The organism is Streptomyces sp. NPDC050564, assembly GCF_044457265.1.
Taxonomy (GTDB): domain Bacteria; phylum Actinomycetota; class Actinomycetes; order Streptomycetales; family Streptomycetaceae; genus Streptomyces.
Genome location: NZ_JBITGS010000033.1, coordinates 90,505 through 115,050 on the forward strand (window position 1 = coordinate 90,505; position 24,546 = coordinate 115,050).

At 67.8% G+C, this 24,546-nt stretch carries 20 protein-coding genes and 1 pseudogene; 11 read left to right on the forward strand and 10 right to left on the reverse strand.

The features are described from left to right. Position 1: 1 nt before the first annotated feature. On the reverse strand, positions 2–2,689 hold the full coding sequence (locus tag ACIBK0_RS39085; protein ID WP_399090851.1) for an ATP-binding protein: 2,688 nt from the start codon (positions 2,687–2,689) through the stop codon (positions 2–4). A gap of 342 nt (positions 2,690–3,031) precedes the next feature. On the opposite strand from ACIBK0_RS39085, the gene ACIBK0_RS39090 reads away from it, so the two are divergent. Continuing rightward, a complete protein-coding gene (locus ACIBK0_RS39090) occupies positions 3,032–3,991 on the forward strand; it encodes an ABC transporter substrate-binding protein (RefSeq protein WP_399090854.1) in 960 nt (319 codons plus the stop codon). A 258-nt stretch (positions 3,992–4,249) separates the two neighbouring features. Here ACIBK0_RS39090 and ACIBK0_RS39095 read toward each other — a convergent pair whose 3' ends face one another. Then, positions 4,250–5,701, reverse strand: a complete 1,452-nt coding sequence (locus ACIBK0_RS39095; protein WP_399090857.1) for an MFS transporter — start codon at positions 5,699–5,701, stop codon at positions 4,250–4,252. A 324-nt stretch (positions 5,702–6,025) separates the two neighbouring features. Here ACIBK0_RS39095 and ACIBK0_RS39100 point away from each other — a divergent pair, with 324 nt between their 5' ends. Beyond that, the gene (locus ACIBK0_RS39100) at positions 6,026–6,604 is read left to right on the forward strand and encodes a TetR/AcrR family transcriptional regulator (RefSeq protein ID WP_399090860.1); all 579 of its coding nucleotides are present in this window, start codon (positions 6,026–6,028) and stop codon (positions 6,602–6,604) included. Between the two features lie 85 nt (positions 6,605–6,689). Continuing rightward, complete coding sequence (locus tag ACIBK0_RS39105; RefSeq protein WP_399090863.1) at positions 6,690–7,130, forward strand: PAS domain S-box protein; 441 nt, start codon at positions 6,690–6,692, stop codon at positions 7,128–7,130. Positions 7,131–7,289: 159 nt separating this feature from the next. Here the strand turns inward: ACIBK0_RS39105 and ACIBK0_RS39110 are convergent, their stop codons facing one another. Further along, positions 7,290–9,002, reverse strand: coding sequence for a hypothetical protein (locus ACIBK0_RS39110; protein WP_399090866.1), 1,713 nt, complete (start codon positions 9,000–9,002; stop codon positions 7,290–7,292). 784 nt (positions 9,003–9,786) lie between these two features. On the opposite strand from ACIBK0_RS39110, the gene ACIBK0_RS39115 reads away from it, so the two are divergent. The 5 genes from ACIBK0_RS39115 to ACIBK0_RS39135 all read left to right on the forward strand — a co-directional run bounded on the left by ACIBK0_RS39115 (position 9,787) and on the right by ACIBK0_RS39135 (position 13,447). Beyond that, the gene (locus tag ACIBK0_RS39115; RefSeq protein ID WP_399090869.1) at positions 9,787–10,479 is read left to right on the forward strand and encodes a hypothetical protein; all 693 of its coding nucleotides are present in this window, start codon (positions 9,787–9,789) and stop codon (positions 10,477–10,479) included. A gap of 365 nt (positions 10,480–10,844) precedes the next feature. Continuing rightward, positions 10,845–11,653, forward strand: a protein-coding gene (locus ACIBK0_RS39120; RefSeq protein WP_399090872.1) for an IS5 family transposase whose coding sequence is annotated in 2 segments (ribosomal slippage) — positions 10,845–11,192 and positions 11,195–11,653 — 807 coding nt in all. Because the reading frame shifts where the segments join, the coding sequence is not laid out codon by codon here. A gap of 90 nt (positions 11,654–11,743) precedes the next feature. Beyond that, on the forward strand, positions 11,744–12,340 hold the full coding sequence (locus ACIBK0_RS39125; protein WP_399090875.1) for a hypothetical protein: 597 nt from the start codon (positions 11,744–11,746) through the stop codon (positions 12,338–12,340). A 98-nt stretch (positions 12,341–12,438) separates the two neighbouring features. Then, the gene (locus ACIBK0_RS39130; protein WP_399090931.1) at positions 12,439–12,984 is read left to right on the forward strand and encodes an HNH endonuclease; all 546 of its coding nucleotides are present in this window, start codon (positions 12,439–12,441) and stop codon (positions 12,982–12,984) included. 214 nt (positions 12,985–13,198) lie between these two features. Next, positions 13,199–13,447, forward strand: coding sequence for a hypothetical protein (locus ACIBK0_RS39135; protein ID WP_399090878.1), 249 nt, complete (start codon positions 13,199–13,201; stop codon positions 13,445–13,447). Between the two features lie 292 nt (positions 13,448–13,739). On the opposite strand, the gene ACIBK0_RS39140 is transcribed toward ACIBK0_RS39135, so the two are convergent. The 5 genes from ACIBK0_RS39140 to ACIBK0_RS39160 all read right to left on the reverse strand — a co-directional run bounded on the left by ACIBK0_RS39140 (position 13,740) and on the right by ACIBK0_RS39160 (position 19,346). Then, entirely contained in the window at positions 13,740–15,383 is a 1,644-nt protein-coding gene (locus ACIBK0_RS39140) for an APC family permease (RefSeq protein WP_399090880.1), read from the reverse strand. A gap of 604 nt (positions 15,384–15,987) precedes the next feature. Then, a complete protein-coding gene (locus ACIBK0_RS39145) occupies positions 15,988–16,389 on the reverse strand; it encodes a tyrosine-type recombinase/integrase (RefSeq protein ID WP_399090883.1) in 402 nt (133 codons plus the stop codon). A 98-nt stretch (positions 16,390–16,487) separates the two neighbouring features. Then, entirely contained in the window at positions 16,488–16,736 is a 249-nt protein-coding gene (locus ACIBK0_RS39150; protein ID WP_399090886.1) for an SCO4226 family nickel-binding protein, read from the reverse strand. A gap of 1,036 nt (positions 16,737–17,772) precedes the next feature. Then, the gene (locus ACIBK0_RS39155; RefSeq protein ID WP_399090889.1) at positions 17,773–18,738 is read right to left on the reverse strand and encodes a CU044_5270 family protein; all 966 of its coding nucleotides are present in this window, start codon (positions 18,736–18,738) and stop codon (positions 17,773–17,775) included. A gap of 2 nt (positions 18,739–18,740) precedes the next feature. Next, entirely contained in the window at positions 18,741–19,346 is a 606-nt protein-coding gene (locus tag ACIBK0_RS39160; RefSeq protein ID WP_399090892.1) for an RNA polymerase sigma factor, read from the reverse strand. Between the two features lie 402 nt (positions 19,347–19,748). Between ACIBK0_RS39160 and ACIBK0_RS39165 the strand changes: the two genes are divergently transcribed. Then, on the forward strand, positions 19,749–20,123 hold the full coding sequence (locus ACIBK0_RS39165) for a hypothetical protein (protein ID WP_399090895.1): 375 nt from the start codon (positions 19,749–19,751) through the stop codon (positions 20,121–20,123). Positions 20,124–20,598: 475 nt separating this feature from the next. Here ACIBK0_RS39165 and ACIBK0_RS39170 read toward each other — a convergent pair whose 3' ends face one another. Together ACIBK0_RS39170 and ACIBK0_RS39175 are read right to left on the reverse strand one after the other, a co-directional pair. Further along, positions 20,599–22,908 carry a hypothetical protein gene (locus ACIBK0_RS39170; protein WP_399090898.1) on the reverse strand — a complete coding sequence of 770 codons (2,310 nt, stop codon included), beginning with the start codon at positions 22,906–22,908 and terminating at the stop codon, positions 20,599–20,601. Positions 22,909–23,041: 133 nt separating this feature from the next. Continuing rightward, the gene (locus ACIBK0_RS39175; RefSeq protein ID WP_399090934.1) at positions 23,042–23,173 is read right to left on the reverse strand and encodes a DUF6959 family protein; all 132 of its coding nucleotides are present in this window, start codon (positions 23,171–23,173) and stop codon (positions 23,042–23,044) included. Between the two features lie 204 nt (positions 23,174–23,377). Between ACIBK0_RS39175 and ACIBK0_RS39180 the strand changes: the two genes are divergently transcribed. Beyond that, a complete protein-coding gene (locus ACIBK0_RS39180; RefSeq protein WP_399090901.1) occupies positions 23,378–23,908 on the forward strand; it encodes a hypothetical protein in 531 nt (176 codons plus the stop codon). Between the two features lie 176 nt (positions 23,909–24,084). Continuing rightward, positions 24,085–24,355 (forward strand): annotated as a pseudogene (locus ACIBK0_RS39185) (transposase); the annotation flags it as partial. Between the last annotated feature and the right edge of the window lie 191 nt (positions 24,356–24,546).

The following is a 24,546-nucleotide window of genomic DNA, read 5'->3' on the forward strand; positions in this document are numbered from 1 at the left end:
GTCACTTGCTCATGCCTTCCGGGGATGAGGGTCTGGTGTTCTCTGTGCTGGATTCGGTCGGGGCGCCGGGCCGGCTCCCCGGTCGGGTCGGCCCGGTGGTCCGGCCCTCGGTCGCGCTCTCGCGCTGGGCCCGCCGGACGGCGGCCTCGAATTCGTCGATCTCGGATCGGGCCGCCTCCGCATCCGTGGGCTGCCAGGCGGGCGGCCGCGGTTTGTTCGGGACGGTCCGTTCGGGCTGCCGGCTCGACGCGGTCGTGGCCGACAGGGTCGCGCCGCGCACCCGGCGCCGCAGTGGACCGGCATCGCCTGGTCGCGCGGGAGCAGCCGATCCGGAGCGGGGGTCGGTGGCGCTACCGGACCGCGAACCGAACCCGTCGGCCGTACCCGGGGCCGTACCGCGCCCGGCTGCCTGACGCGACCCGACGCCCGTATTCGGCACGGAAGTTCCCGGGTTGCCACCCTGCCGGGGCCGGGACCCGCCGGGTCCGCCCGCCGGGTGGGCCATGACGTCCTCGCCGACGGTGCCCCGCGCGGCCTCCGTGCGGCGTGCGTGGCCGGGGGAATCCTCGCCCCGGGAGCGTGCGGGAATCCTGCGGGGCAGGCCCGAGGGCCCGGGCGGGGATTCGACCCTCGCGTGGCGCGGCTCACTCCCGGCGGAATGACGGGCGGGCGGCAGGATGTGCGGGGCCCGGGCCGCGGACTGTGCCGGATCGGTGAGCAGGAGCTGCGCCGAGGGGACGGCGACGGTGGCGGTGACGCCACCGCCCGGGGTGCGGGACAGTACGACTTCGATGCCCCAGCGCCGGGACAGTCCGCCGACCACGAACAGGCCGAGGACCTCCGTCGGCGCCAGGTCGAGCCGCTCACGGCGGATCAGGCGGGCGTTCTCCTCCGCCAGCCGCTCCGGGCTCATTCCGAGCCCGTGGTCGATGATCTCGACGAGGGCACCGCCGGATCCGTGCCGGGGGCGCAGGACCACCTCGACGCCGCTGGTCGCAGGGGAGAACATCACCGCGTTCTCCAGCAGTTCGGCGAGCATCAACGTCAGATCGCCGACGATGTCGGGGGCGACGGTGACATCGCCCTCGGCATGCGGAGTGACACGCTGGTAGCCCTCGATCTGGCCCAGCGCGGCGCGCACGATGTTGCTGAGCCGCATGGGTTCGGTGTTCAGGCCCGTCTCGCTGATCCCGGCGAGCAGCATCAGGCTGTCGGCGTTGCGCTGCAGACGTACGGCGATGTGGTCGATGCGGTAGAGCCGGTCCAGTACCTCGGGGTCGGTCTCGCCGCGCTCCACCGAGTCGATCAGCGCGAGTTGACGTGCCGTCAGGTTGCTGACGCGGCGGCCGACGTTGCCGAACATCTCGGCGATGTTGCGGCGGCTGATGACCTGGCGCTCCAGCAGGGCGGTGGCGGTGACCTGAACCTGGTTGAAGGCTTCGGCCAGTTCACCGATCTCGTCGCGCACCGGCACGGGCACGGCTTCGAGGCGCGGCGGGCTCGCGTCGTCGGCGTCGTCGTCGGCGACCCGGGCCAGCTCGGTCTGAGCCGCGGTGGCCACATGCTGGGCCGCCGTGGTGAGGCTCCGCACGGTCCGCACCACGGAGCGGCGCATCAGCACCGAGAACAGCAGCCAGGCGCCGAAGGCGAGCAGGGTGCCGGCGATCAGCCAAGCCACCTGCCACCAGGCGCTGTTCGAGGCGCCCTGGGTGTCGGCGGCGATCTCGTCGATGAGCCCCTGGACGATCTTCAGCCGGTTCTGGGCCTGGCGCTCGTAGGTGGGGTCGGCCGTCAGCGCGTCGTCGAGCGCGGCACGCAGCTGCGCCGAGCTCGCGGCGACCAGAGCGCCGGGGTCGACCTGGAGCGAGGCCCAGTGCTGGGAGATGACGCTCTGGTACGGGCTGTGTTCGATCTCGGCGAGATCGCTGCCCTGTTCCTGGGTGGCGAACCGGGTGAACCGCTCGGCCTGGTAGGTGTACTGGTCGTAGTCGCCGACCGCTCCGGTGAACTCGATGAGCGCGTTGGGGTCCCGGGTGCGGGCCGCGAAGACGCTGGTCTCGAACGACGCGTGGGCCGTGTCGGCACGCAGCAGCGCATCGAGCAGATTGCCCGCGGACGACGAGGACTCGCTGCCCGACCGGCCGAGGCCGAGGCCGTTGATGAGCCCCTCGATCACCGATCCGTACGCGGGGTCGATGTTGTCGGCGGCTATCGGTCCCTGTTCGACGGACTTGCGGAGGCTGTCCAAGCCCTCCAACTCCTTGAGCGCCTGGGCCTCGGCTTCGGGCAGCCGGTCCCCGTACGCCGACCGGACGGCCTCGATCTGGGCGCCGACCTTCTGCTGTGCCTGGAGATACGCGGAGGTGTCGGGCGGGCTGTCGGCGGAGCGTGCGGCCTCGTGGCGCAGGGAGACCAGGAGTGCCTGCCGGTGCTCGGTCTGTACGCCGTCGATGAGTTGGGTGACCTGCGCGCTGTCCCGCACGAGTTGGGCGGTGTCGGCTGCGGACCGGGCGCGGTCGACCTGGCCGTAGACGATATAGGAGAGGATCACGGAGACGACCACGAGCGGCACGATCACCAGGACGTTGAGTTTCCGGCGGAAGGGCCAACGGTCGAGGAGGGATGGCGTTCGGCCTGTTCCTGGAGCCGTGGTCGGCAGCCCCGGGGCGACCTTTCTGTGCGCGGGCACCCAACCTCCTCGACGTTGTTCCCCGTGGAAGCCCCTTGCCCGGGCTGCGTGGTTCAGCAATCGCGACAGCGCGCTCAGGCCGACAAGTGGAACAGGGCCCTCGACGCGCCAACATTAGCGGCTGCCGCAAGAGTACGGCCATGATCAACCAAAAAGTGACATGCGGAGACGCCGGATTCGCGCGCATATTGGCCGCGTTGCGCATACGGGGTGCAGCCACGTGGTCCCCATCGGTGATCTATTCGTGTCTTGACGGTCCGTGACAGGGCTAGATTGGATCGGTCTGGACCGTCACCACCCGCGCCTTCCGGCCACCACCGCCCCACCCGATGCCAAGTCTGGATGACCAACGTGACCATCGCCAGAAGCACCAGAACGTCCGCAACGTACGCTGTTTCCCTGCTGGTTGTGGCCGCGGCCGCACTGACGGGCTGCGGTTCCTCCGACGACTCCGGCAAGAGCGACCCGTTGAAGGGGGACACCGCCAAGGGCGGTACGGTCGTTGTCGGTTCGAACAACTTCCCCGAGAGCATCCTGCTCGCCGACATTTATGGTGAGGCCCTCAAGTCCAAGGGCATCAAGGTCAGTTACAAGCTGAACATCGGCAGTCGCGAGACCACATACGGCCTGATCAAGAACGGTACGATCACGGTCCTGCCCGAGTACAACGGGGCCCTGCTCGCCTATCTCGACGCCAAGGCGGCACCGACGACCGTCGAGGAGACCAGCAAGGCCATATCGGCCAAACTCGATGCCAAGCTCAGCCTGTTGAGCCCGTCCCAGGCCCAGGACAAGGACGCGATCGCCGTCAACGAGGCCACGGCCAAGAAGTACAGCCTGACGGACAAGTCGACGATCGCGGACCTCGCCGACTCGGCCAAGGACCTGGTCATCGGCGGCTCGCCCGAGTTCCAGACCCGGCAGCAGGGGCTGAAGGGCCTCAAGTCCGTATACGGCCTCGAATTCAAGTCCTTCAAGGCGCTGGACGCGGGTGGTCCGCTGACTGTTGCGGCTCTCAAGGGAAACAACATCCAGGCCGCGGATATTTTCACGACGGACCCTGGAATCAGCAAGAACAAGTTTGTGGTTCTGCAGGACCCCAAGAATCTCTTCGGTTTCGAGAACGTGACGCCGCTGGCATACAAGAGCGGCCTCTCGTCGGCCGGAGTTTCCGTACTCAATGGCATCTCGGCTAAGCTCGACACGGAAACCCTGGTCAAGCTCAACAGCCAGGTGCAGAACGACAACAAGGACCCGCTGGACGTCGCCAAGGCGTGGCTGTCCTCCGCCGGCCTGAGCTGACGGACGGCGCGGCCCACCGGGCCGGGGCGCGAATCCGCTCCGACCCGGTGGGCCGCGCGCAGGCTGTCTGCGGAGGGCGCCCGGCTGTACGGGCACAGCACCCGCGTCGGAGCGCACCCGGAACGTTGCCATCAAGGAGCACGACGGCGCCGGTCACGGACTGCGTGACCGACGCCGCGGCTTTCCTGGACGAGATCGCCGCACTCACCGCAGGGTGTTGATCGGGGCCGGACTCCGGATCCGGAGCCGCCGCGCCCGTCAGCTCCGCGCCCCGGGCGTGACGGCCTCCGGCTCCGTACGGGACGAGTCGAAGGAAGCGCGGGGTGTACCGGAGATGCGACCCGCGCGCTGGACCGGGACGAGCAGTGCGGCCAGTGCCGCTGCGAGGCAGAGCAGCGCGAGCAGGCTGAAGCCATGGGTGTACCCGGACGCGTACGGCAGGCCCGAGGGCTGGAGGCGGCCGGTCACCAGGACGCTGGTCACCGCGGCGCCGATGGACCCGCCGATGGTACGGATGTTGGCGTTCATGCCGGTCGCCGCGCCGGTCTGCTCGGCCGGGACACTGCCGACGATCAGATTGGCCATCGAGGCGAAAGCCAGTCCGATGCCGAGGCCGAACACGCCTGCCGCGAGGGCCACTTGCCACTGCTGGTCGTGCCAGAGGGCGAGAATGCCGCAGGCGACCGCGCCGAGCGCGGAACCGGCGATGAGCAGCTTCTTGGCACCCAGGACGGGCTCCAGACGGCCGCTCAGCACACCCGAGCAGAACATCGCGATCAGCATCGGCAGCATGAGCAGTCCGGCCGCGGTGACGCTCGCGCCGAAGCCGTAACCGGCCGAGCTGGGCGTCTGCACGAATCCGGGCAGGAAGGACCAGATCGCGTACATGCCCGCGCCGAACAGCAGCGCGGCCGCGTTCGTGGTCCACACGGCGGGCAGCCGCATGATGCGCAGATCGATCAGCGGGCTGTGGGAGCGCGCCTCGACGAACAGCCACAGCGCGAACAGCGCCATGGCGGCGACGAACAGAGCGATCACCCTGCCCGATCCCCAGCCCCAGTGGCTCGCCTGGCTGAGCGGCAACAGCAGAGCCACCAGCCAGCCCGACAGCAGGACGGCGCCGAGCCAGTTGACACTCCCCTCGGCCCGGCGGGGCGACTCGGGGACGTAGCGCAGAGCGATCAGTGTGGTGACCGCGACGATGCCGACGGGGAGCCAGAAGAGCCAGCGGTAGTCGAGCGCGGTCACGATGGGACCGGCCGCCACGATGCCGACACCGCCGCCGGCAGCGATCACTGCGGACAGGTTGCTGATGCTGCCGCTCACCTCCGACGGGGCGAACTCGTCCCGGATGATGCCGAAGGACAGCGGGAACAGCGCGCCGCCGATGCCCTGGACGACCCGGGCGACGATCAGTACGCCGATGGTCGGCGCGAGCGCGGCGAGCAGACAGCCGATGGTCACGATCACCAGGACGGCGACCAGGGTGCGTTTCTTGCCGATCAGGTCACCGACCCGGCCGAGGATCGGGGTGAAGACCGAGGCGGACAGCAGATAGGCCGTCATCACCCAGGTCGCGGTGGACTGCGAGGTGTGCAGCGCGTGCTGAACGGTCGGCAGGGCCGGCGCGATCAGCGACTGCAGCATGGCGAACACGCCGGCACCGGTCGCGAGGACCGCGAAGGTGAGGCGTGTGGACGTGCGGGGCATGAAGAGCCTCTCCGAACAGGCGAACACGGTGCGGCCGAGTTCATCCCCCGCGGTCGTACGGCGCGGGCGCGCCGCGGGAGCAGCGCGGGGCACGCCGACGATCGCGGGAGGCGGTCGCGGAAGGGTGTGGGTGGACGGGCGGTGCGGTCGGCGCAGGGCCCGCGGTGATCGATACGTCCGATACGGCGGTGCTGTCGCGTCGGTGATGCGTGCGGCCGCACGCATCCACGGCGAGCGCACCCCGCACTGGTAAAGTGGAGGTACCCCTCCACTGTAGCGGAGGAGTACCTCCGCTTCAACCTCGTCCCGCCATGGGAGGCCCCAGTGACGGCTCAGCCGTTCCCCGTCAGCGAGATCGTCGCGTCCCGGCGACCGCACCGGAAGGACGCCGCCCGCAACTACGACGCGCTGCTGAAGGCCGCGCGCGAGGCGTTCGCGGAGAAGGGCGCGGAGGCCTCTCTGGAGGACATCGCCCGTCGCGCGGGCGTGGGCATCGGCACGCTCTACCGGAATTTCCCGACCCGCCGCCACCTGTTCGAGAGCGTCTACGCGGGCGAGGTGAACGACCTGTGCCGGGTGGCTCAGGAGGTCTCCGAGCTGGAGCCGTGGGAGGCGCTGAGCGCGTGGCTGCGCCGGTTCGTGGACTACACCGTGACCAAGCGGGCCGTCCGCGAGGCGCTCAACGACGAGTCGGAGATCTTCCTGGCCTGCCGGGACTCGATGTACCAGGCGGGCGGCCCGCTCTTCGAACGCGCCCAGCGGGCCGGCGAAGCGCGCGAGGACATGGACTTCGACGACCTGCTGCGCATGATCGCGGGCATCACCGCGACGAACTTCCTCGACGACGCACAGCGCGACCGAGTCCTGACCGTCGCCCTCGACGGCGTCCGCACGGCCCGCTGACGGGCCCGTCCCCTCTCACACCACAGGGGTGCAAACGCTGGATTCTGTATACTGTCGCCACCAATGGCCCCGGCTCGGAGGCGACATGGAAGATCTGGATCCCGAGGTGGTGCTGGGAATGGCTGCCCAGGCACCCGACGGCATAGTGATCATCGACGGCGAAGGACTGATCCGCTATTGGAACCGGGGTGCGGAGCGCATCTTCGGGTTCTCGGCGGCCGATGTGGCCGGGCGCAGTCTGGACGTCATCATCCCCGAAAAGCACAGGCGACGTCATTGGGACGGTTTTCGGACGGCCATGGACCGAGGAGCCACCAAGTACGGGGAGGCCGACCTCCTGACGGTTCCCGCGCTGGCGGCGGACGGCAGCACCCTGTCCATCGAGTTCAGCGTGGTGCTGCTGGCCGCCCCCGACGGCGGCGCGCACGTCGGAGCGGTCATCCGTGATGTCACCGCGCGACGAGCGCGGGAGCGGGAGATGATGCGACGGCGGGCCGAAGCCACCGCGGACCGTACGACGGTCTGATGAGCGCTGAGCAGGACAGCGGTCTCCGGAGCCGTTGCGCCACAGCAGCGAAGTACGGCAACCACCGCAACGGCACGCGAGCTTCAGTTGCTTGGCGTCAGCCCGCGAGCGGCCGATATGACGGACTGCTGAGCGTGCCAGGGGCGGAGCGGAGGTGGCTCATGTGCATCTGGCGTCGTTTTTCGGCCGCAGGCCCGGCTCGCGGACCATCGCGGTGATCTCGGCGGCGGCACGCTCAGCACGGCCTGGGCGGCGCAGCCGTCGCTCCAGCGGCGGGAAGCCGACACTGCCGACGGGGGCGTCGTCGACATCGGTGCGGCAACGGACGATCAGCTCACCTTCGGGGGTGTAGACAGCGCGGATGACATCCGTCCACGGGAGGTGGGCAGTACGCCACAGGCCGCGAACGTGCAGTCCATTGGAGTCGGCGGTGATCCGCCAGATCATCATCCGGAGGCAGACGCTCACCCAGTACAAACCACCTAGCGACCAGATGGGCAGCTGCCACCACGTAGGGGAATCCGTGAAGGACGTCCCCAGCAGCATGATGGCCACGACGAGGAGCGCCGCTCCGACGGAGCGCGCCACCGGACCTGCCTGCCACCGGACCGGTCCGGTGGCCGGGGTCATCGCGGCGAGGGCGTCTTGGACGCGGGCCTCAGCGGCCCGGCGGTGTGCGGCCGTGCGTGCTGTGCCGGGACGGTGTACCCCGGGCTTGCCCGTGCCGTCGGGAGAACCGTGCCGTATCGGGGACGCGGTCCCCTCAACGAGCCACTGCCCGGACTCCGTTGCGCTCGCCAGAATCAACTCACCGCCCTCGTGAGGTGCACCGTAGAGCAGGGCTTGGCGCAGTGCCGTGCGGGTGCGGGTGTGGGGCTCGTAGCTCAGCACCGGGCGCAGGGTGGCGGTGTCGTCGGCGGCGAATATCTCTGTACGCTCCTGATGGTGACGGGTCAGGACGCGCAGTACCGGGACCGAGGCGCGGTGCAGCGCCACCGCCCGGCGGCGGGAGAGCAGGCCCGAGCCGAGCACGGTGACGCCGAGCCCGGCGAGGACGAGTGCCAGCGCCTGGCGGCCGGTGCGGTCGCCGTAGGGCTCAGTGGCGAGCCGCGTCCAATCGCCGTGCATCAGCACCGGCACGCTACTGCCGACCCGATAGCTGCCCTGCGCGTCGAACTTGTGTCGTGTGTTATCGGAGAGGCGGACGGTGACGGTGTAGTCGTCAGTGTTGTAGGCCACGACTCGGGCGTTCTCCGACGTGGCCGTACGGGCCAGGCGGTCGTCTGTCCGGTCGTCCACGACGACGGTCGTGATCAGGGCACCGGCCACCGCGCACAGGATCGCCCCCGCAATGCCGCGGACCAGGCCCCGGCGCCAAGGGCGGACGTCGTCCGTCGCAGGGGAAGGCGCCGTGATGCCGCCGGCCGCGTCGAGCACGAGCAAGCGTTGGCGGCCGCGCGCCCGCAGCCGCGCCACGACGGCCGCCCAGCCCCAGCACAGCGCCGCCACAACGACGGCATCCGCGATCTTCTCGGCCGGCCCACCCAGCCAAGTATCGGGATTGCTCATCCAGATCAGCAGCAACGGAGCGGACACGAGCGCGAGTTCCGGTAGCACAAACAGCCACACCAGGTGCGGCAGGAAGAGCATCGATCCGGCCGCATCGAGCCAGTCCGCCCCACAGGGCGCTGCCACCGTGCACATCGGGTCGGGCGAGAACATCACCGCCATGACCACGGCCACCAGCAGCACCACAGCCGGCCCCACCGGCCGCGCCCACGCGGGCACCCGGGCGTCCGCCCACCGCCTGGCATCGGCGGACACCCAGGGGCAAGCGGGGACCTCCGCGTACGGCACTGAACTCATCGTCACCCGCGCATTATGCGGTCACGGCTGTGTGCCCCCTGCGCCTGGGGTCACCCCGAGTAGTACGCCCGCTGGCGAGCGCCGATCGTTGCTGCCGTTGGTCCCAGTTCTGGTCTCATCCACTATCGGTCGCGAGCGCTCGCGACCGCCGCTCCCCTCCCAGCCCAGGTCGGAACGGCTCCCGACCTGGGGCGAACAGACGATCACACCGGCCCTGGGCACTTTGGCCCGGGGCAGACGTGGGGCAGCGATCGCTGTTGCTAACCGAACCGCAGGTCCGAGGCGGCTCCTGCGCGGGTAAATCTGTCGGCTCAGGCATCGCAGAAGACTGGTCGTCTGTGCAGAACCGCATGCCTGTCGAATCCGTGTCGACGACCGCTTACCTGAGCACCCAGTTGAGGAATAGGCGCAGGTCAAGGGGATGATGGGGTTCAACCCGCAAAGCGCCTTCTAAGCGCCTGGTCGCTCGGCGCGTGCCATAGCCGTGCCACATAGGGCGGTCAGTCGCGGTCAACACCGGTTCACCTCGGTCGAGATGGGCCGGTGACCTGCGGGCCCTCCATAGCTGGAGTGACCTGAGTGCCAGGCCCGTACCTGACTGCCACCCTTACGAGGCCGTGATCGCGCCCTGCGGGCGCGCGGCGGTGCGCGGCCAGCGCGTCCGCGCGGACGACCAGTTCCTTGGCATGACATACGGGCTCCCCCACCCGCAATCGCCCCCTTTCGCACCCACCCCCCGCCCCCTACCATCGACGCTCGCGTCAGTGATCTCCCCGGGGGCAGGAGAGGCATGGACAATGAGCCGCAGCGGCGGGTGCTTCGGAACACGGCTCTCTTCAAGGTTCCGGTCACCCTTCTTGGTCTGGCCGCGTTGGTGCTCGTGTGGAGCGTCGTGCGGATCAACGTGCCGGCTTCGGCTCGGGACTCCTGGCCCTGGAAGCTCGAACTGCTCGATGTCCAGTCCGCCACCACCGCCACCACCGTCACTGCCGGGCTCATCTTCGCGCGGGCCCAATACGCTTCCGCCGTACGGCCGATGATCGGCTGGGTGGGATACGTCGTTGAGGTGTCCGAGCTCTCCGAACCACTCGCCTGGATGGTCCGGCTGGTCAACGGGGCGGGGGCGGCGGCGCAGTTTCACGATCCGAAGTACCGGGTCGTCCTTCGGGGCGACCGGCAGCAGGGTGCCCGGGTGGCCGCGTCCGCCTGGATGTCCCGGGACGACGCCGTCTCCGTACTTGGCGAGGCGGGGCTGGTGCACGGGGAGGACTACTCGCTGCGCGTGCTCGGGCCGTCGTTTCCGCTGTCCAACTCCAGTCAGAAGCAAGGGATACTCGCCCTCTTCACCCGTCGGGCCATGGCCGAGATCGAGGAGCTCCTGATCCAGGTGGATGCCACGGACCAGGTCGGGGACACCCATCGGCGGGTCGTTCACTGCCTTCAGGCCGCCGTTCGGGTTCCCGCGTCCCCGTCTCTGGATTGATGACCAGCCATTAGCCACTAGCAATGACCCGCTGTCCACGGTCGGCCGTGCGGGCCAAAGGGTCTCGGGCTCCGGGCCTTCAGGCCAGCCCCATTCCAGGAGCGCGAAAGCCGTTCGGATCGCCGTCTCGCGGTCAGGGTGGGCTCGGCGACGGTCGGGGTGTCCAGGGGCCGCTCAGCCGTCATGCGACACACCTGCGACACAACCAGGGCCACCGTACAACCTCGGTAGCTTTCCGTTGCAGGTCAAAGGCTATATCGGCCTTGAACAGCGCAATCACTCCGGAGCCGTGTGCGCAGGTAACACCTGCGCACACCTCGCCTAAGACACCCTTTCCTTTGGTGTGATCATTCGTTGAGCAGTACATGACGGATCTCGTTGAGCGGTTGGTACCGGACGAGTTATGGATGCTGTTCCGGCGAGTGGTGCCGCCGACAGAGGTGAAGCGCCCGCAGGGCGGGGGCCGACGACGGGCCTGTGACCGTGAGACGCTGGCAGCGATCATTTTCGTGGCAACCTCGGGCTGCACGTGGCGGCAGCTGCCGCCGGTGTTCGCCCCGGCCTGGCCCACGGTTTACCGGCGCTTCGCTCAGTGGAGCCGGGCCAGGGTGTGGGCCAGGCTCCACCGAGTCGTCCTCGACGAACTCGGCGCGCGCGGTGAGCTGGACTGGTCGCGGTGCACCATCGACTCGGTCAGCGTGCGGGCGGCAAAAGGGGGCCACTGACCGGACCGAATCCGACCGACCGCGGCAAGAGCGGATCGAAAATACACCTGATCACCACCCGCAACGGACTGCCCCTATCCCTGGGCGTCTCCGGCGCGAACATGCACGACAGCCAGGGCCTTGAGCCACTCGTGCGCGGCATCCCGCCCATCCGGTCCCGCCGCGGTCCTCGGCGCCGACGGCCCACCAAGCTGCACGCGGACAAGGGTTATGACTACGACCACCTGCGCCGATGGCTTCGCCAACGCGGTATCCGCCACCGCATCGCTCGCAGGGGTCGCGAATCCTCCCAGCGGCTGGGCCGCCACCGCTGGGTGGTCGAGAGAACTGTGTCCTGGCTGGCCGGCTGCCGACGTCTGCACCGCCGCTATGAACGCAAAGCCGAGCACTTTCTCGCGTTCGTTGCCATCGCCGCAGCTCTGATCGGGTATCGCCGTCTCAGTAGATGAGCCGGACTGACGACGAGCAGATGCCGACCATCCCTGCGTTGTCAGCGGCAGCCCATAAGGTGCGCCCAACGTCTCGAAGGAGGAACTTCCGTGGGATTTTCGGGTCACCTGGTCTTTGCTCGCAGCAACCGACCTCTGCTGGAAGCCACCGTATTCGACAGCATCGGCGAAGAGCTCAAGGCCACCGTGCACACATGGGAGTCACGACCTGGCGGCTGGCAGTCGCTCCAGTTCGATCACGGGATGTGGGACGACGCGCACCTGCCCGCCCTGGTTGAGTGGAGCAGGGCACCAGCCTGCGTCGCCGACGTCTCCGACAGTTCCCTCGCTCTCGTGACCGGGCTGGACACCACCGGACAGCATTGGCAGGCATGGCTCAACCTGGACATCGCCGCCAGGCTCCTCGTCAAAGAGCCCGAGGACCTCGATGACCAACTCTTGTGGCTGGACACGCCGGAGTTCCACGACGCCGTCAGACATAAGCGTGCGGAGCTCGATGCCGAGATTCCCACCGATGCCGAGGGTGCCATTGCTTGGGCCGCAGCCGCCGGCATCCCGGTTACGACACAGAGATCCAGAATCGAAGAGCTGCTTCGCTCACACGACACCTTCGCAGAAGACCTCTTCAGCTCGCTGCTTGACCAGTTGGGCTTTCCCCAGGCCACCCAGCCCTCACCCGCACCATAAGAAACGACGTCTAGACAGGCACGATTCCTCGGTGTGGTCCCCCCTTCGTCATCACCTACCACGCATCAGTGGTGCGTGAGACACACTCAAACAAACGCATGTACGGAGGACCTGCGCTCCGCGAGCCTGGCCGAGTGCTGCTACGTATCCCAACACCGCGCGGTCCTCTCCCCTCCTGGCTACGCGAAGCCGTGCTGACGTCTGCCGGCGGATGGTGCACCTACTGCGGGAGCATGGGAGTCCGCGCCGAGGTAGTCGACCACGTCGTGCCTCTTGAGCAGGGAGGCGCCGACGACATCACAAATCTTGTCCCTGCCTGCCGCTCCTGCAACGCGAGCAAGAGGGACCGCGCTCCAGAGCAATGGAGGAAGAGCCTGGAGCGTCGGCATTACGGTCCCCCCAGGTGGTGGGACGAGCCGCCGTACCCCGACGTCCTGGACTACACCGACGCCGGGCTGACGAATCTAGTCAGGAAGGCGCAAAGTGAGGTGCTGGCAGCGGCACTCCCCTATCAGGAGCGGGCCGCCGCCAAGATGAAGGCCCATGTCCATCGGTTGGACGCGAACTTGCGCAACCTCACCCCTTCCCAGAGGGAGGAGGTCCTAGGTTCGCTGCGTGCCCTGATTGATCAATACGACAACTGACAGTGCCGTCCGAGGTGGCTTCCGCACCACAAGCGCACCAGACCGAGCGGGGAACAGGGGGGAATCACGGTGAAAGCGGGCCCGCCCGGCGAGGCGCCAGTCCAGCCATTGGCCCACGTCAGCGCCTGAATCAGCCGCAAATGATCGCAGTTTCCCAAGCTGATGGCGCACCGTCGGCCTTGACCTCATCGGCCCGGCCTGATCGGCTGAATCCATGGCCACGGACCCCAGCGAGTACGAGAAGGCGATGCCGATCGTGGCAGCCCACATGGCGAAGATCGAGCGGGCGGTCGACCGGACCCGAGCCTCGCACGCCGGGCAACCCTATGCGGCAGTCCATCAGGCGCTTGTCGAAGCGCTGCAAGACGAGGACGCTCAGCGTGTCGTCCCGCAGGTGATCGATGAGTTGGCGCGACAGATCTCTGAAACCCCGGCGATCCCCCTTCCTGACATCCACAACTGACATCAACGGCGACAGACAGCAGGAGCCTTGGGCAACCCGTGGCGGCCTCACACCCCGAGCGTCTGAGGTCCCTGAGGCCAGGTGGATCGAACTCCTAAAGCGGGTGTCGCAGGTTCGAATCCTGCCGGGGGCACAGCAAGAAGGGCCAGCTCAGGAGGGTTTTCCTCCCGGGCTGGCCCTTCGCCGTTTCCGGCGCCGTGCCACACGCGTGCCACTACGTGTCCGCAGGGGCCTCCTCGGAGGAGCCTGAGGCCGCTCCCCCACCGCCCCGGTATCAGGGAGTGCGGACGGGTTAGTGACCGCCCGCGTCGACGACCTCGACGTCCTCGATGTTCTGCTCGATCGCGTCGGTCGGCAGGGCCACGCGGATCGCCCAGTGGTAGATCGCCAGGGAGAACACGGCCACGACGGCGATGTCCGTCCACATCGGCAGGTTGCCCTGGCCGTTACCGAAGGTGCCCTGCCAGGAAGTCACACCGATGCCGAGCAGGTAGACCGGCAGCCACTGGGCGGACTTCCAACTGATCCGCGGAGCGTTCGGCAGGCCCTTCTTGGTCGCGTAGAGGGCGTAGCCGCCGAGCAGGATGTAGCCCAGGACGATCGCTTCGCCCAGCTTCTCCAGGGTCTGCCAGCCGCTCCAGTAGATGATCAGGCTCGCGACGATGAACGCCAGCGGGGAGAGCACACCGCCCAATGGCAGCCGGTAGCTGCGCTCACGGTTCGGCAGGCGCCGGCGCAGCGCGCCGAAGGCCAGTGGAGCGCCCGCGTACATCAGCACGCTGGCGGAGGTGATGAAGCCGACCAGCTGCTGCCAACTCGGAAACGGCAGGAAGCAGACCACGCCGGTGACGAAGGACATGATCAGGCCGTACACCGGGACCCCGCGTGAGTCCGTGCGCTCGAAGACGCGCGGCGCGTAGCCGTTCTTGCTCAGACCGTAGGAGATACGGGACGTGGAGGTCGTGTAGATCAGACCGGTGCCGCCCGGGGAGACGATGGCGTCGAAGTACAGCACCACGGTCAGCCAGCCCAGACCGACAAGGGTGGCCAGACCCGCGAAGGGGCCACTGATACCGACGAAGTCGAGCTTGTCCCAGCCCTTGGCGAAGCTGCTGCCGGGCAGTGCGCCGATGAAGACGACCTGCAGCAGGACGTAGATCAGCGTGCCGATGGCCACTGAGCCGAGTACCGCGCGAGGGATGTCGCGCTTGGGGTTGCGGCTCTCGCCCGCCAGCTGGATCGCCTGCTCGAAACCGAGGAGGGCGAAGACGATTCCGCTGGTGCTGATCGCGGCGAGCACGCCCTTGGAGCCGAACGGCGCGAAGCCGTGCGAGGTGAAGTTGCTGCTGTGGAAGTGGGTCACAGCGAGCGCGAAGATGGCGAGCAGCGGCACGAAGATCTTCAGCCAGGTGGCAGCGCTGTTGGTCCGGGCCAGCACCGTGACACCGAGGAAGTTCACGGCGACGAAGACGCCCATGAGGATCACCGCGACGATGAAGCCGCTCGTCGTCAGGGTGCCGTTGTCATTGAGGAAGCCCTTGGCGAAGTGCCAGTGACCGGCGTAGCCGATCATGGCCTCGACCTCGATCGGCGCCACGGTTGCCGCTTGCAACCAGGCGAACCAGCCAAAGGACATGCCTGCCAGGCCACCGAAGGCGTAGTGCGGGTAACGGGCGGTACCGCCGGCGACGGGGAACATTCCACCCAGCTCGGCATGAACGAACGCCAGCAGCACGATCGCGACCGCGCCGATACCCCAGGAAATCAGAGCCGCCGGGCCGGCGGCGACGACGGCGTTCTTCGCGCCGTACAGCCAGCCGGATCCGATGATCGAGCCGGCGGACGCCCAGAGCAGTCCGATCAGTCCGACGTTCCGTCGGAGGGAGCTGTGGTGCTGGCCGGTGCTTGGTGGGGCAAGCTGGTCGACAGATGCCATGGGGCGGCCTCACGGTGTCAGCGGTGCGTTAAGGAGTTGCCACAGGCTAGGTTCGGAATGGCGCCATGCAACAGCCCAAATAGCTGAATGGTAATTTTCATCACGTCCTATTCATGATCGTCTGCGTAGCTCGGTGGCCACCGCTGGACGTGGTGGATCCCGTTCGGCGACACGCCGGCATACATCTGGCCCTGGCGGCGAAACCGTCATCAGGCTGCGGTCGTCGCCGTGGTGCCGATTAAGCCGTGGTCGCGGCTGGCCGCAGATTCGAGACGCCAATAGACGCTGCCCACGACCAACTCTCCGGCCAGCGAAACGGTTGGGGAGGTCAAGCAGGCTACTGATCGCGTTCGGGACGAAGAGGTCGTGACGGCAGACTCTGACATCAACGTGACCAGACTGGATCGGTCTGGGCGCCTCACGGAGAACTCACCATGCTCTGTCGCAGGCTCGGTGCCCAAGCACGAGGTTCAGCTGATCGAACTCCTAAGGCGGGTGTCGCAGGTTCGAATCCTGCCGAGGCACAGAACTAAGGGCCAGCTCAGGAGGGGTTTCCTCCCGGGCTGACCCTTAGCCGTTTCAGGCGCCGTGCCACACGCGCGCCCTACGTGTCCGCCGAGGCCTCCTCGGGGGAGCCCGAGGCCGCTCCCCCACCGCCGCGGATCATGGAACCGAGCCGGTCGGCGATGGCTCGGTCACGGTCGCTGGTCATGTGCTGATAGATCAGCGCGGCCCCTGAGCTGCTGTGGCCCATCCGCGTCATCAGCTCCCGCGTACTGGCCCCGGCCGTGGAGGCCAGTGTGTTGCCGGTGTGCCGCAGGTCGTGAAAGTGCAGCTCGGCCGCGACGCCCGCCGCCTTCCTTGCCTTGATCCAGTCGTCCCGGAAGTTGCTCCGCCGAAGCTGCCCGCCCTGCGGCCCCACGAAGACATGCCCTTCCTGGCCCGGCCCGGAGTACTGCGCAAGGTGGTGCCTGATCTCGTCGACCAGCTCGGCGGGGAAGGACACCGCACGCGCTCCTGCCGCCGACGGGATGGGAGCTGGGCTGAGTGGTGGGTTAGGGAAGTACGTTCCCGACTGCGGTTCTCCGCGGGTGGGGGCTTTGTTCACACGGTGAGGGGGACAGGGTGGATCTCGTCGGCCAGGTGACCTGTGCGTTCGTGAATGCGTTTGACCGCTTCGGCCGAGGGAGCCTCGGAGAGACAGTAGACCGTGCCGGACTCCGGGTCCGCCCAGGCCCTCTCGAAGTGGACGCCTTCTTCCCCTTCGATGGCGACGTTAGCCTGGTAGGCCTCCCTCAGCTGGTCGGTCGTGATGTCCTTCATCCCGTGGTGGACGTCCATGAACTGGGGCATGGCGTCGCGCCTCCTTCCGACTTCCGCGTCCCGGCGTTGCGAATGGCCAACCCGCTTGCCAGCCATCATCTCCATCCTGTGCCCGTACGACCGTGGCGGCGACCGCACGGGCTGGCACGCATCAGGCCGCAGTGGCGGGCTGCCTCCGCTGTTTGACGTCGGCTGTGAGCTTCACGGCCGGGCCGTCTCTGGGCCGTCCGACGCCCCCCAAGGTCGACCAACGACGACCGTCAGTGACAGTCGAGCTACAGCCCCCAACAGTGAAACCCCAGGTCAGCGACCCCCGACCATACGGCTTTCCCCTCAGGGGTAGCCGTCGGGCAAGATGGGGTGTTTCTTTCCGCCGGGCAGGTGTGCTGTCCTGCATGCCATGGGGGCGTTCAGTGATCATCGCAGCTACGGGCGGGCACGACCCCGGCTACCAGCTCCAGACAAGCCTCCTCAGTCTGATCTTTGGCGTGGCACTCGTCAGCATGGGACGGATGTTGGCGGCGGACTGGGCGGCTGCCTGCGTACCTCGACTTCAGGCAGAAGGCCGTAGGCTTCCTGATGGTTCAAGAGGGCAGGAGTGCCGGCGCAGTCAGGCTCGGCGCAGTCCTTATTGCCCTGGGGTGCTTCTTCCTCTTCGGCACGGTGTGCCTCGTACTCGGCGCGCTGGGCGTTCTCGGTCCCTAGCGGACCACGCTGCGGTACCGTCCCGGCCGCCAACCTCGGGTGAGTGTCTAACTGCGTGACAATGCCGACGGACAGCGGCGGACGAATGCGGACGCCTGCGGACCGTCGCAGCAGGTGAAAGGTGCACGAGCCATAGGTCAAGCGCCTACCTAAGTTGCTTCGGGACGAAGAGGTCGTGGGTTCAAATCCCGCCACCCCGACACAGGTCAGAGGCCCATTCGCGTGATCGCGAATGGGCCTCTGTCGTGCGTACAGCAGTGAAGTGCAGCAACCGCCATGCCCCTCGCCGGGCTTGCGGAGCGCCCGGCGGGTCTCGACAGAGGGGCGGCCCGCCCCCGTGGTGCGGGCCGATCGTGGTCGGTCAGCCGCGGTCGCCCGCCTTGTCCACCACGGCCGTCGTGACGAGCGACTTGCCGGCGAGTACCTTGCCGTCGCCTGATACCAGCCGCATGCCGACGATCCGGTAGGTCTGCGGGTCGATCAGCCACTGGTCGTCCATCGATTCACTGGTCTTGGCGTTCTCCCCGCGGCTGTAGTTGAGGGCGATCACCCGGCGTCCGGCGGCGGTGTCGACCAGGTGGCCGGTGACCTTTCCGCCCGGTACGAGTGCGAGGGCGCGGTAGAGAGAGGCCAGGCCCTTGGCCGGCATCACGTCGGCCGACAGCAGGACGCGGATCTCGAAGTAGTCGTTGCGTGCTTGTGAGAGTTCCTTGGAATCGGCGGTGGCGTTCTGCTCGCGGAGCGCCTTCATCGTCCCCTTGCCGTCGGTCGGCAGGGTGAGGAGGACCCGGTACATCTCGCGCGCCGAACGGTCGTCGCCCTGGCCTCCGTTCTCCACGTTCATCTTGGTGATGTGGAGCGGCTCGTTCTCCCGCATCCGGGAGGCGCTGGCGGAGCCGTCGTAGCGGATCCAGTTCTCCTGAACGCCCAGAAAACGGGACTTGTCCGAAGGCTCATGCGCCGACTTGGTATAGATCCACTGCTTCGCCGTCGGAACGGCACCGTCCGGCTGTGCCTGGACCGCGTCAGCGGCCTGTCGCAGGAACTCGGCCGCGCTCACCCCCTTGTAGCGCACGCTCGGTGTGGCCGCGGGCTGCACCTTGAGTCCCGTACCCTTGCCGCCCACCAGCAGGGTGGCGGTGATGGCGACGGCGGTCACCGCCGCCACGACCGCGACGATCACGAACTCCCGCCGTTGCCACAACGCGCGGCGCGACTGCCCGGCCCGCGCGGCTTCGGTGAGCCGGCCCCGTCCCGGTGCGAGCCGGGCCCGGTCAGGCACCGGCACGTGGGCGCGCAGCTCGCGCACTTCGGTCATCTCGTCCATAGCTACGCCACCTCCGCCGCGTCGATTACGAATGCAGGATCGGCACCGAGCGCCGTACGTACCTTGCGTCGCGCCCGGTTGAGCCGCGAGCGAACCGTGCCGACCGGTATGCCCAACGCCTCCGCGACCTCCTGGTAGGTGAGTTCGGCCCAGGCGACGAGCAGCAGGACGTGCCGGTCCGGCGCCGACAGCCCTGCGAGGGCGCCGGCCAGCGGGCCCTGCGCCGCGATCCGGCTGTCGGTGTCCTCGAGCCAGAACTCGCCCCCGGACGCGGCGAGCGGGTCGTGGCTGGTGCGGGCGAACGCCCTGAGCGCCCGCACCTCAGCGCGGCGCTGCTTGCCGATGAGGTTCCCGGCGATGCCGTACAGCCAGGGACGCGCGTTGGCGCGCGTACGGTCGTAACGGGACCGGATCCGGAAAGCCACCAGGAAGGTGTCGGCGGTGATGTCGTCTGCGGCACTGTCGCCCAGGCGACGGGCCGCGTAGCGGTGGATGTCGGGGGCGTAACGGTCGTAGAGCAGGGCGAACAGCTCCGGCTGCTCCAACGACTGCGCGACTATCTCCGCCTCGTCCTCCGCCCGTGCCACAGACGGCGGTGGTCCGCTCACAATGCTTCCCCTGACTCATCGGTGAGTGCGTGTCACCTGCTGTTCCCCGCTGAGATCCAAAAAGTTCACGGTTTCGCGAAAGTCGTCGCACCACCGGTGAACACGCGGGCGCTCAGGGAATCAGCCGCTTCAGCACCTCCCGCACGGACGGGCCCAGCCTCCGAGGCTCGCGGTGCCTCGCACCGGGTCGTGCGTTCTGCCAGCGGGCCACGGATCTGCGGACCGGGCCACACGCCAGCTGGGGATGTGGCGACTCGCCGCGCCTCTACCGCGACGAGCAGCGGCGGCATGCAGATACAAGCAGAACTACCCACGAACGAGCTAGGGATGAGGCAGCGACCAAGGGCTGAGGCCTTAAGAAGTGTTCATTCCGACTAGCACTTCGTAGGAGAGTCAAAGCCCGTGTCCTTCGCTGACCAAGTCCAAGCGCTCCGACTCCGCAAGCTCAAGATTCTCGATGACCACCGCAAGAAGACGCAGCAGTTAGAGCGTGGTCTCGATATTGAGCTCATGAAGATCGACAGAGAGATCGCGGCGCTAGGAGACGCTAGCGCCAAGCTCCCCTGCCTCGTGCGCATCACCCCAGGACCCGAACTGACTATCTACCACTCCGCAGACCGGCCGTGCGGACGCGTGCACAACCGCCGTAACTTCAAGCGCATGCGGGAGGTCGACGCAATGGACGCATCCCCCTACTCGTATCTCGAACGTTGCTCGGCTTGCGATTGGAGGCGAGCTGCCAAGATCCACGGTGAGCGGCTGATCAAGGAATCGTAATGCCGGCGGCCTTCCTGACGCCGGGCCGTTCCCGGGCCGACCGAGGCGGCTCAACAGGAGGAGCAGCGGTGGTGAGTGTCTGCGTCCGGAGGGCGGCCTCGTGCCACAGCCGTGCCAGATGCAGGGGCCAGCCACGGTCAACACGGGTGCCTAACGGGCACGCCCGTGCCCGCTAGCTCCACCAACAGAGTTGCAGGTCACCCGCAAGACGCCCCAGCCGCTCCCCTAAAGCGGGTGTCGCAGGTTCGAATCCTGCCGGGGGCACAAGGGCAAAGGCCCAGGACCGATCATGGTCCGGGGCCTTTGACGGTGCCGCGGCGGCCGGCGGACTGGACGATGCGGGTGACGCGGTGCAGCGAGCACATGACACACCGCACGCACGGCCGACGGGCTGTGGGTTCTTGAAGAGGCCGGGTGGCGCCCCGACTCGTGTCGGTTCAGCTGTGGGTGCGGGGCGGCCCCGAGGGCTTCGGCCTCACGAGGGCCTGCCGGGGCGGACAGTGAGGTAGGTCCAGTGGCTCCACACGCTGGCGGTCTGTGCGCCCTGGGCCGGTGGCGTGTAGTGGCCGCGGATCCGGTAGTGGTCGTTGCTCGCGAAGAGCTTCAGATCCCGGCCGTAGCCGTACCAGCCGTCGGAGTACAGGGGCACGCAACTCTGCGAGGTGACCTGATGCCAGGCCCCCGAGTAGTAGTGCTCGAGGTACACCGTTGTGCAGCCGCCGGACTGATGGGGGGTGATCTGGAGGTTGAACCCCATGTTGACTTCGGACTTGTAGAAGACCTGGTAGGTGGTGGATCCGATGCGGGTGGTCGTAAGCGGCCATTGCATCGCCGTCCGGACCGTCGGCGTGAGGGTCGCGCTGGTGGTCGCCGTACGCGGCGCGTAGTGGTAGTCACCCGCGAAGGCCGCGCTGAAGACGGTGTTGCGATCGACCTTGAAGTACGCGACGAGGTTCCCGTGCGCGTCGACCTTGCCGCTCTTGAGCTGCGTCCGCGGCTTGCCCGCGGGCTGGTCGTACAGCGTCACGAGACGGGAGTTGTACGTGGTCCCCAGGTGTGCGGTGACCTCGACGGTCGCGCCGGAGTGGTACGACTTCGCGTCGGTCGTCACGCTCAGGCTCGGAGTGGCCCGGGACACCTGCACCTTCGCCGACGCCGTGACCGGAAGGTAGGACGTGCCACCGTCGTAGGTGAAGGCGTAGGAGTTCGCGCCGCCGACCTGCGGGGTGTCGTGGAAGGCGAAGCTGCCATCGGCGGCGACGGGCACGGTACCCACTGAGTAGCCGGAGGCGTGCGCCAGATCGGTCTTGACGACGTGAACGGCTCCGGTCGTCACATGCGCATGCGGCCAGGTGAGTTGCCCGGTGACGGTCATCGGTGCGGCACGGTCGCCGGCGGAGGGAGCTGTCAGCGTCATAGTGGGCGCGTACTTCGCGACGGGGACGTCGAAGGTCTGGCCGGCCGGGCCGTAGTGGCCGCTTCCGGAGTAGTCGACACGGAAGCTCAGTGGACCGCTGCGGGGAGCGGTGCCGGAGACGTGATAGGAGCCGAAGAAGTCGACCGGTACGCGTGCCGGGGTGGTTGTCGTGTTCGGGATGAGCACGCCGTCCGGATCGGCGTCGTCGTAGCGCGTGACCCGTACAGTGCCCGGAATCATGGATTCTCCGGCACCGAGGCTGAGAGGCGAATCGAAGCCCGCCTGGAACGAATAAGCCTCGCCGGGGGCGAGTGGAGTGGTGGTCGATCGTCCGTTGAGACGGACCCACGCGGTTTCCGGATTACGAGCTGTCCGGAGCGTCGGTGTTCCCCCGGAGCCGTCCACGTCCACGGCGTAGAGTCGGCTCCCGTCCGGTGCCCAGGCAAGACCGTGCGCGGCCAGGCGCAGCGGATACCCGTAGTCGTACTCGTTGTAGTAGCCCTCGCCCGTTTCCGGAAATGCCTCGAACCCGTAGTTGCCCTCGCCGTCGGCTACGGTGCCGTCCGGGGCTACGGCGACAGCACCGGGGCCCACCGGCATGGCGAATCGCCCATCCGCCGCCAGATCCGAGGTGCGGTACCGATCGTCCCTCGGGTACGCCGGGGACGAGACCGCCAGGTGCAGCCCGTCCGCCGTGACCGCGAAGTCGCTCAGGTCGGGGACGGGCAGCGTCTTCGCGGCCTGCCGGGTCAGCGCATCGCCCTCGGCCTGGTACGTGACGAAGGCGGAGGTGTCGCCCGTCTGCACGGCCGCCGCGAGTACGCCGGAGGGCGTCGGGGTCGTCGCCAGCGCAGGCGGTGCTGCCCAAGTGCCGGAATCCTGCGGCAAAGTGACCTTACCGGACCCGTCGACGGCTCCGATGCCGCCAGCGCCTGCCGTGCCGTACCCGAACCAGAGAGTGCCCCCTGCGACGGCCAGCGAGTCCGGATGGGTGCCCGCGCCCGTGGCGTAACGAGTCGACTCGGTCAGGTTCTCCGTACTGATCGCCGCGATCGCGTCCTGGTCCGGGAGAGCCGCGTACAGCGCGGATCCATCGTCGGAGAGGGCGAGACCGGTAGCACCCGGCTCACCACTGATCATCGTCGGGTTCCCGCCGTCGAGGTCGGTGACGAGAATGCCGTCGGTACCGGCGCCGCCGCTGATGAACAGGTGTCCGTGCGGAGCGTCCACGACCATGTGCGCGAAGTGCGCGATCGGCAACGGTACGGCCGACGCCGCGTACGAGTCGAGCGCGCCGGGACCGATGACAGTCGTCAGTCCCAGGAGCAGCGCTGCGGCGGTTGGCGGCGAGAATCGCGCCAGCTTCATGAAAGGCCCCCACCTAACCTTCACGATCAAGGAGCGCAACCTAGCACGGGGAAGGTCGGGCCCCGACAGGGGGCGGAGGTCAATAGCCGTCGCGGCGCAAGTGCCGTCGCTGCCCAGCTGAGTGTCCATTCGCTCAGTACGGCCGCGGAATCTCGTGCTCTTGCAGCGCATCCGCGTAACGCTTCAGCAGGGCGTCGAGGCCCGCCAGGAGAAGGCCGGCGGAGCCCCGGGCATCGGCCAGGTCGCCATGCTCGCGCGCCTCCACCTGCCTCAACGCGCTCCATCACGCCATCCAACCTGACATCACCAGGTGACATCAACGACAGCGGACGCAGGCGGCTTTGAGCAACCGCGAACACTGGACCAACACGAGCGCCAAGGCTCCACGTAGGCCGCCCGACCGAACTCCTAAAGCGGGTGTCGCAAGCCGCCCTCGACAGAGGCCGGCACTTCGCTAACACTGATCGGCATGGGGGACAGCGCGGTTTGGGTCGCGGCTTTCACCGGCGGTACGGCCGTGTTCGCGAGCTGGGTCACCAACCTGGGAAACGTGCGCGCCGCACGGGTCCAAGCCGAAGCCTCAGCGCAGTCCCAGCATCGGGGACGGGTGCGGGAGTTGCGGCGGACCGCTTATCTGGAGCTGATGGAACACGCCCACATCATCGGTGAGTTGTACAGGAGGGTCCTGGACGCGTTCCTCCAGATCACCGAACGAGACCAGCGGCTGACGCGCTTCGAGGAACTGCGTTCGGAGCTGCGCGAGGCGTACGACCCTCTCATGCACAGCGTCCGTGTCGTCGTCTTGGAAGGGCCGCCAGCCACCGCCGAAGCAGCCCAGGCCGTCCTGAACGCAGCGCTGAACGGTAACCGGTGCCTGTGGCGCATCACCTGCGGTGACGACGCGGACGCGCACGCTCACTTCAACGAGGTGCAGGCGGCTTACCTGCGGTGCCTGGGGCGGTTCGTCGAAGCGGCGCGCGGAGCGATGGAGGCGTCCTGATCGGGTACTAGCACCCCGGGGCATGGTCAGAACTCACATGCGCGGGCACCCTGCAGCGGCATCAGCCTGAGGAGGCTGTAAACGCGTGGCCGCGTGGCCGACGGCCGTAGGTCGTACGGCCGCCGTCTGAGGCCCCATGTAAAAGTCAGTAACACAATGAGGTGAATCGGTCCTGGTTGCCGTGTCTGAGGCGGGAGTTGAGCGTTCCGTCCGGGTGTGGGAACGTCGCCGTGGATCGTGTCGGATGAGCTGTGGGAGCGTCTGGAGCCGCTGCTGCCACAGCGTGAACGGCGGTATCGGTATCCGGGCCACAAGCCGCTGGCGGACCGAGAGGTGTTGTGCGGCATCCTGTACATGGTGCACACCGGCGTCCAGTAGGAGTACCTCCCCCGGGAGCTGGGCTTCGGCTCGGGGATGACTTGCTGGCGCAGGCTGCGGGACTGGAAGCGTGTGGCAGCGACTGCGCCTAATCCCACAGAACCACCTTCACTGTTACCGACACGGGTAATGGAAGTTGTTCGGCTGAAACGATCGTGAAAGCTGCTAGTGTCCTGCGCCAGTAGTTGATCGTTAGTAGTTGTGTGACTTCTGCTGCTGGTGCGTCAGTTCCTCGTCGGGGCCCGAAGCTGGAACCGTTG

Coding starts and splice junctions, on each gene's coding strand:
- ACIBK0_RS39090 (WP_399090854.1), top strand. CDS start 3,032: ATGACCAACGTGACCATCGCCAGAAGCACCAGAACGTCCGCAACGTAC.
- ACIBK0_RS39095 (WP_399090857.1), bottom strand. CDS start 5,701: ATGCCCCGCACGTCCACACGCCTCACCTTCGCGGTCCTCGCGACCGGT.
- ACIBK0_RS39105 (WP_399090863.1), top strand. CDS start 6,690: ATGGAAGATCTGGATCCCGAGGTGGTGCTGGGAATGGCTGCCCAGGCA.
- ACIBK0_RS39115 (WP_399090869.1), top strand. CDS start 9,787: ATGGACAATGAGCCGCAGCGGCGGGTGCTTCGGAACACGGCTCTCTTC.
- ACIBK0_RS39130 (WP_399090931.1), top strand. CDS start 12,439: ATGTACGGAGGACCTGCGCTCCGCGAGCCTGGCCGAGTGCTGCTACGT.
- ACIBK0_RS39135 (WP_399090878.1), top strand. CDS start 13,199: ATGGCCACGGACCCCAGCGAGTACGAGAAGGCGATGCCGATCGTGGCA.
- ACIBK0_RS39140 (WP_399090880.1), bottom strand. CDS start 15,383: ATGGCATCTGTCGACCAGCTTGCCCCACCAAGCACCGGCCAGCACCAC.
- ACIBK0_RS39150 (WP_399090886.1), bottom strand. CDS start 16,736: ATGCCCCAGTTCATGGACGTCCACCACGGGATGAAGGACATCACGACC.
- ACIBK0_RS39155 (WP_399090889.1), bottom strand. CDS start 18,738: ATGGACGAGATGACCGAAGTGCGCGAGCTGCGCGCCCACGTGCCGGTG.
- ACIBK0_RS39170 (WP_399090898.1), bottom strand. CDS start 22,908: ATGAAGCTGGCGCGATTCTCGCCGCCAACCGCCGCAGCGCTGCTCCTG.
- ACIBK0_RS39180 (WP_399090901.1), top strand. CDS start 23,378: ATGGGGGACAGCGCGGTTTGGGTCGCGGCTTTCACCGGCGGTACGGCC.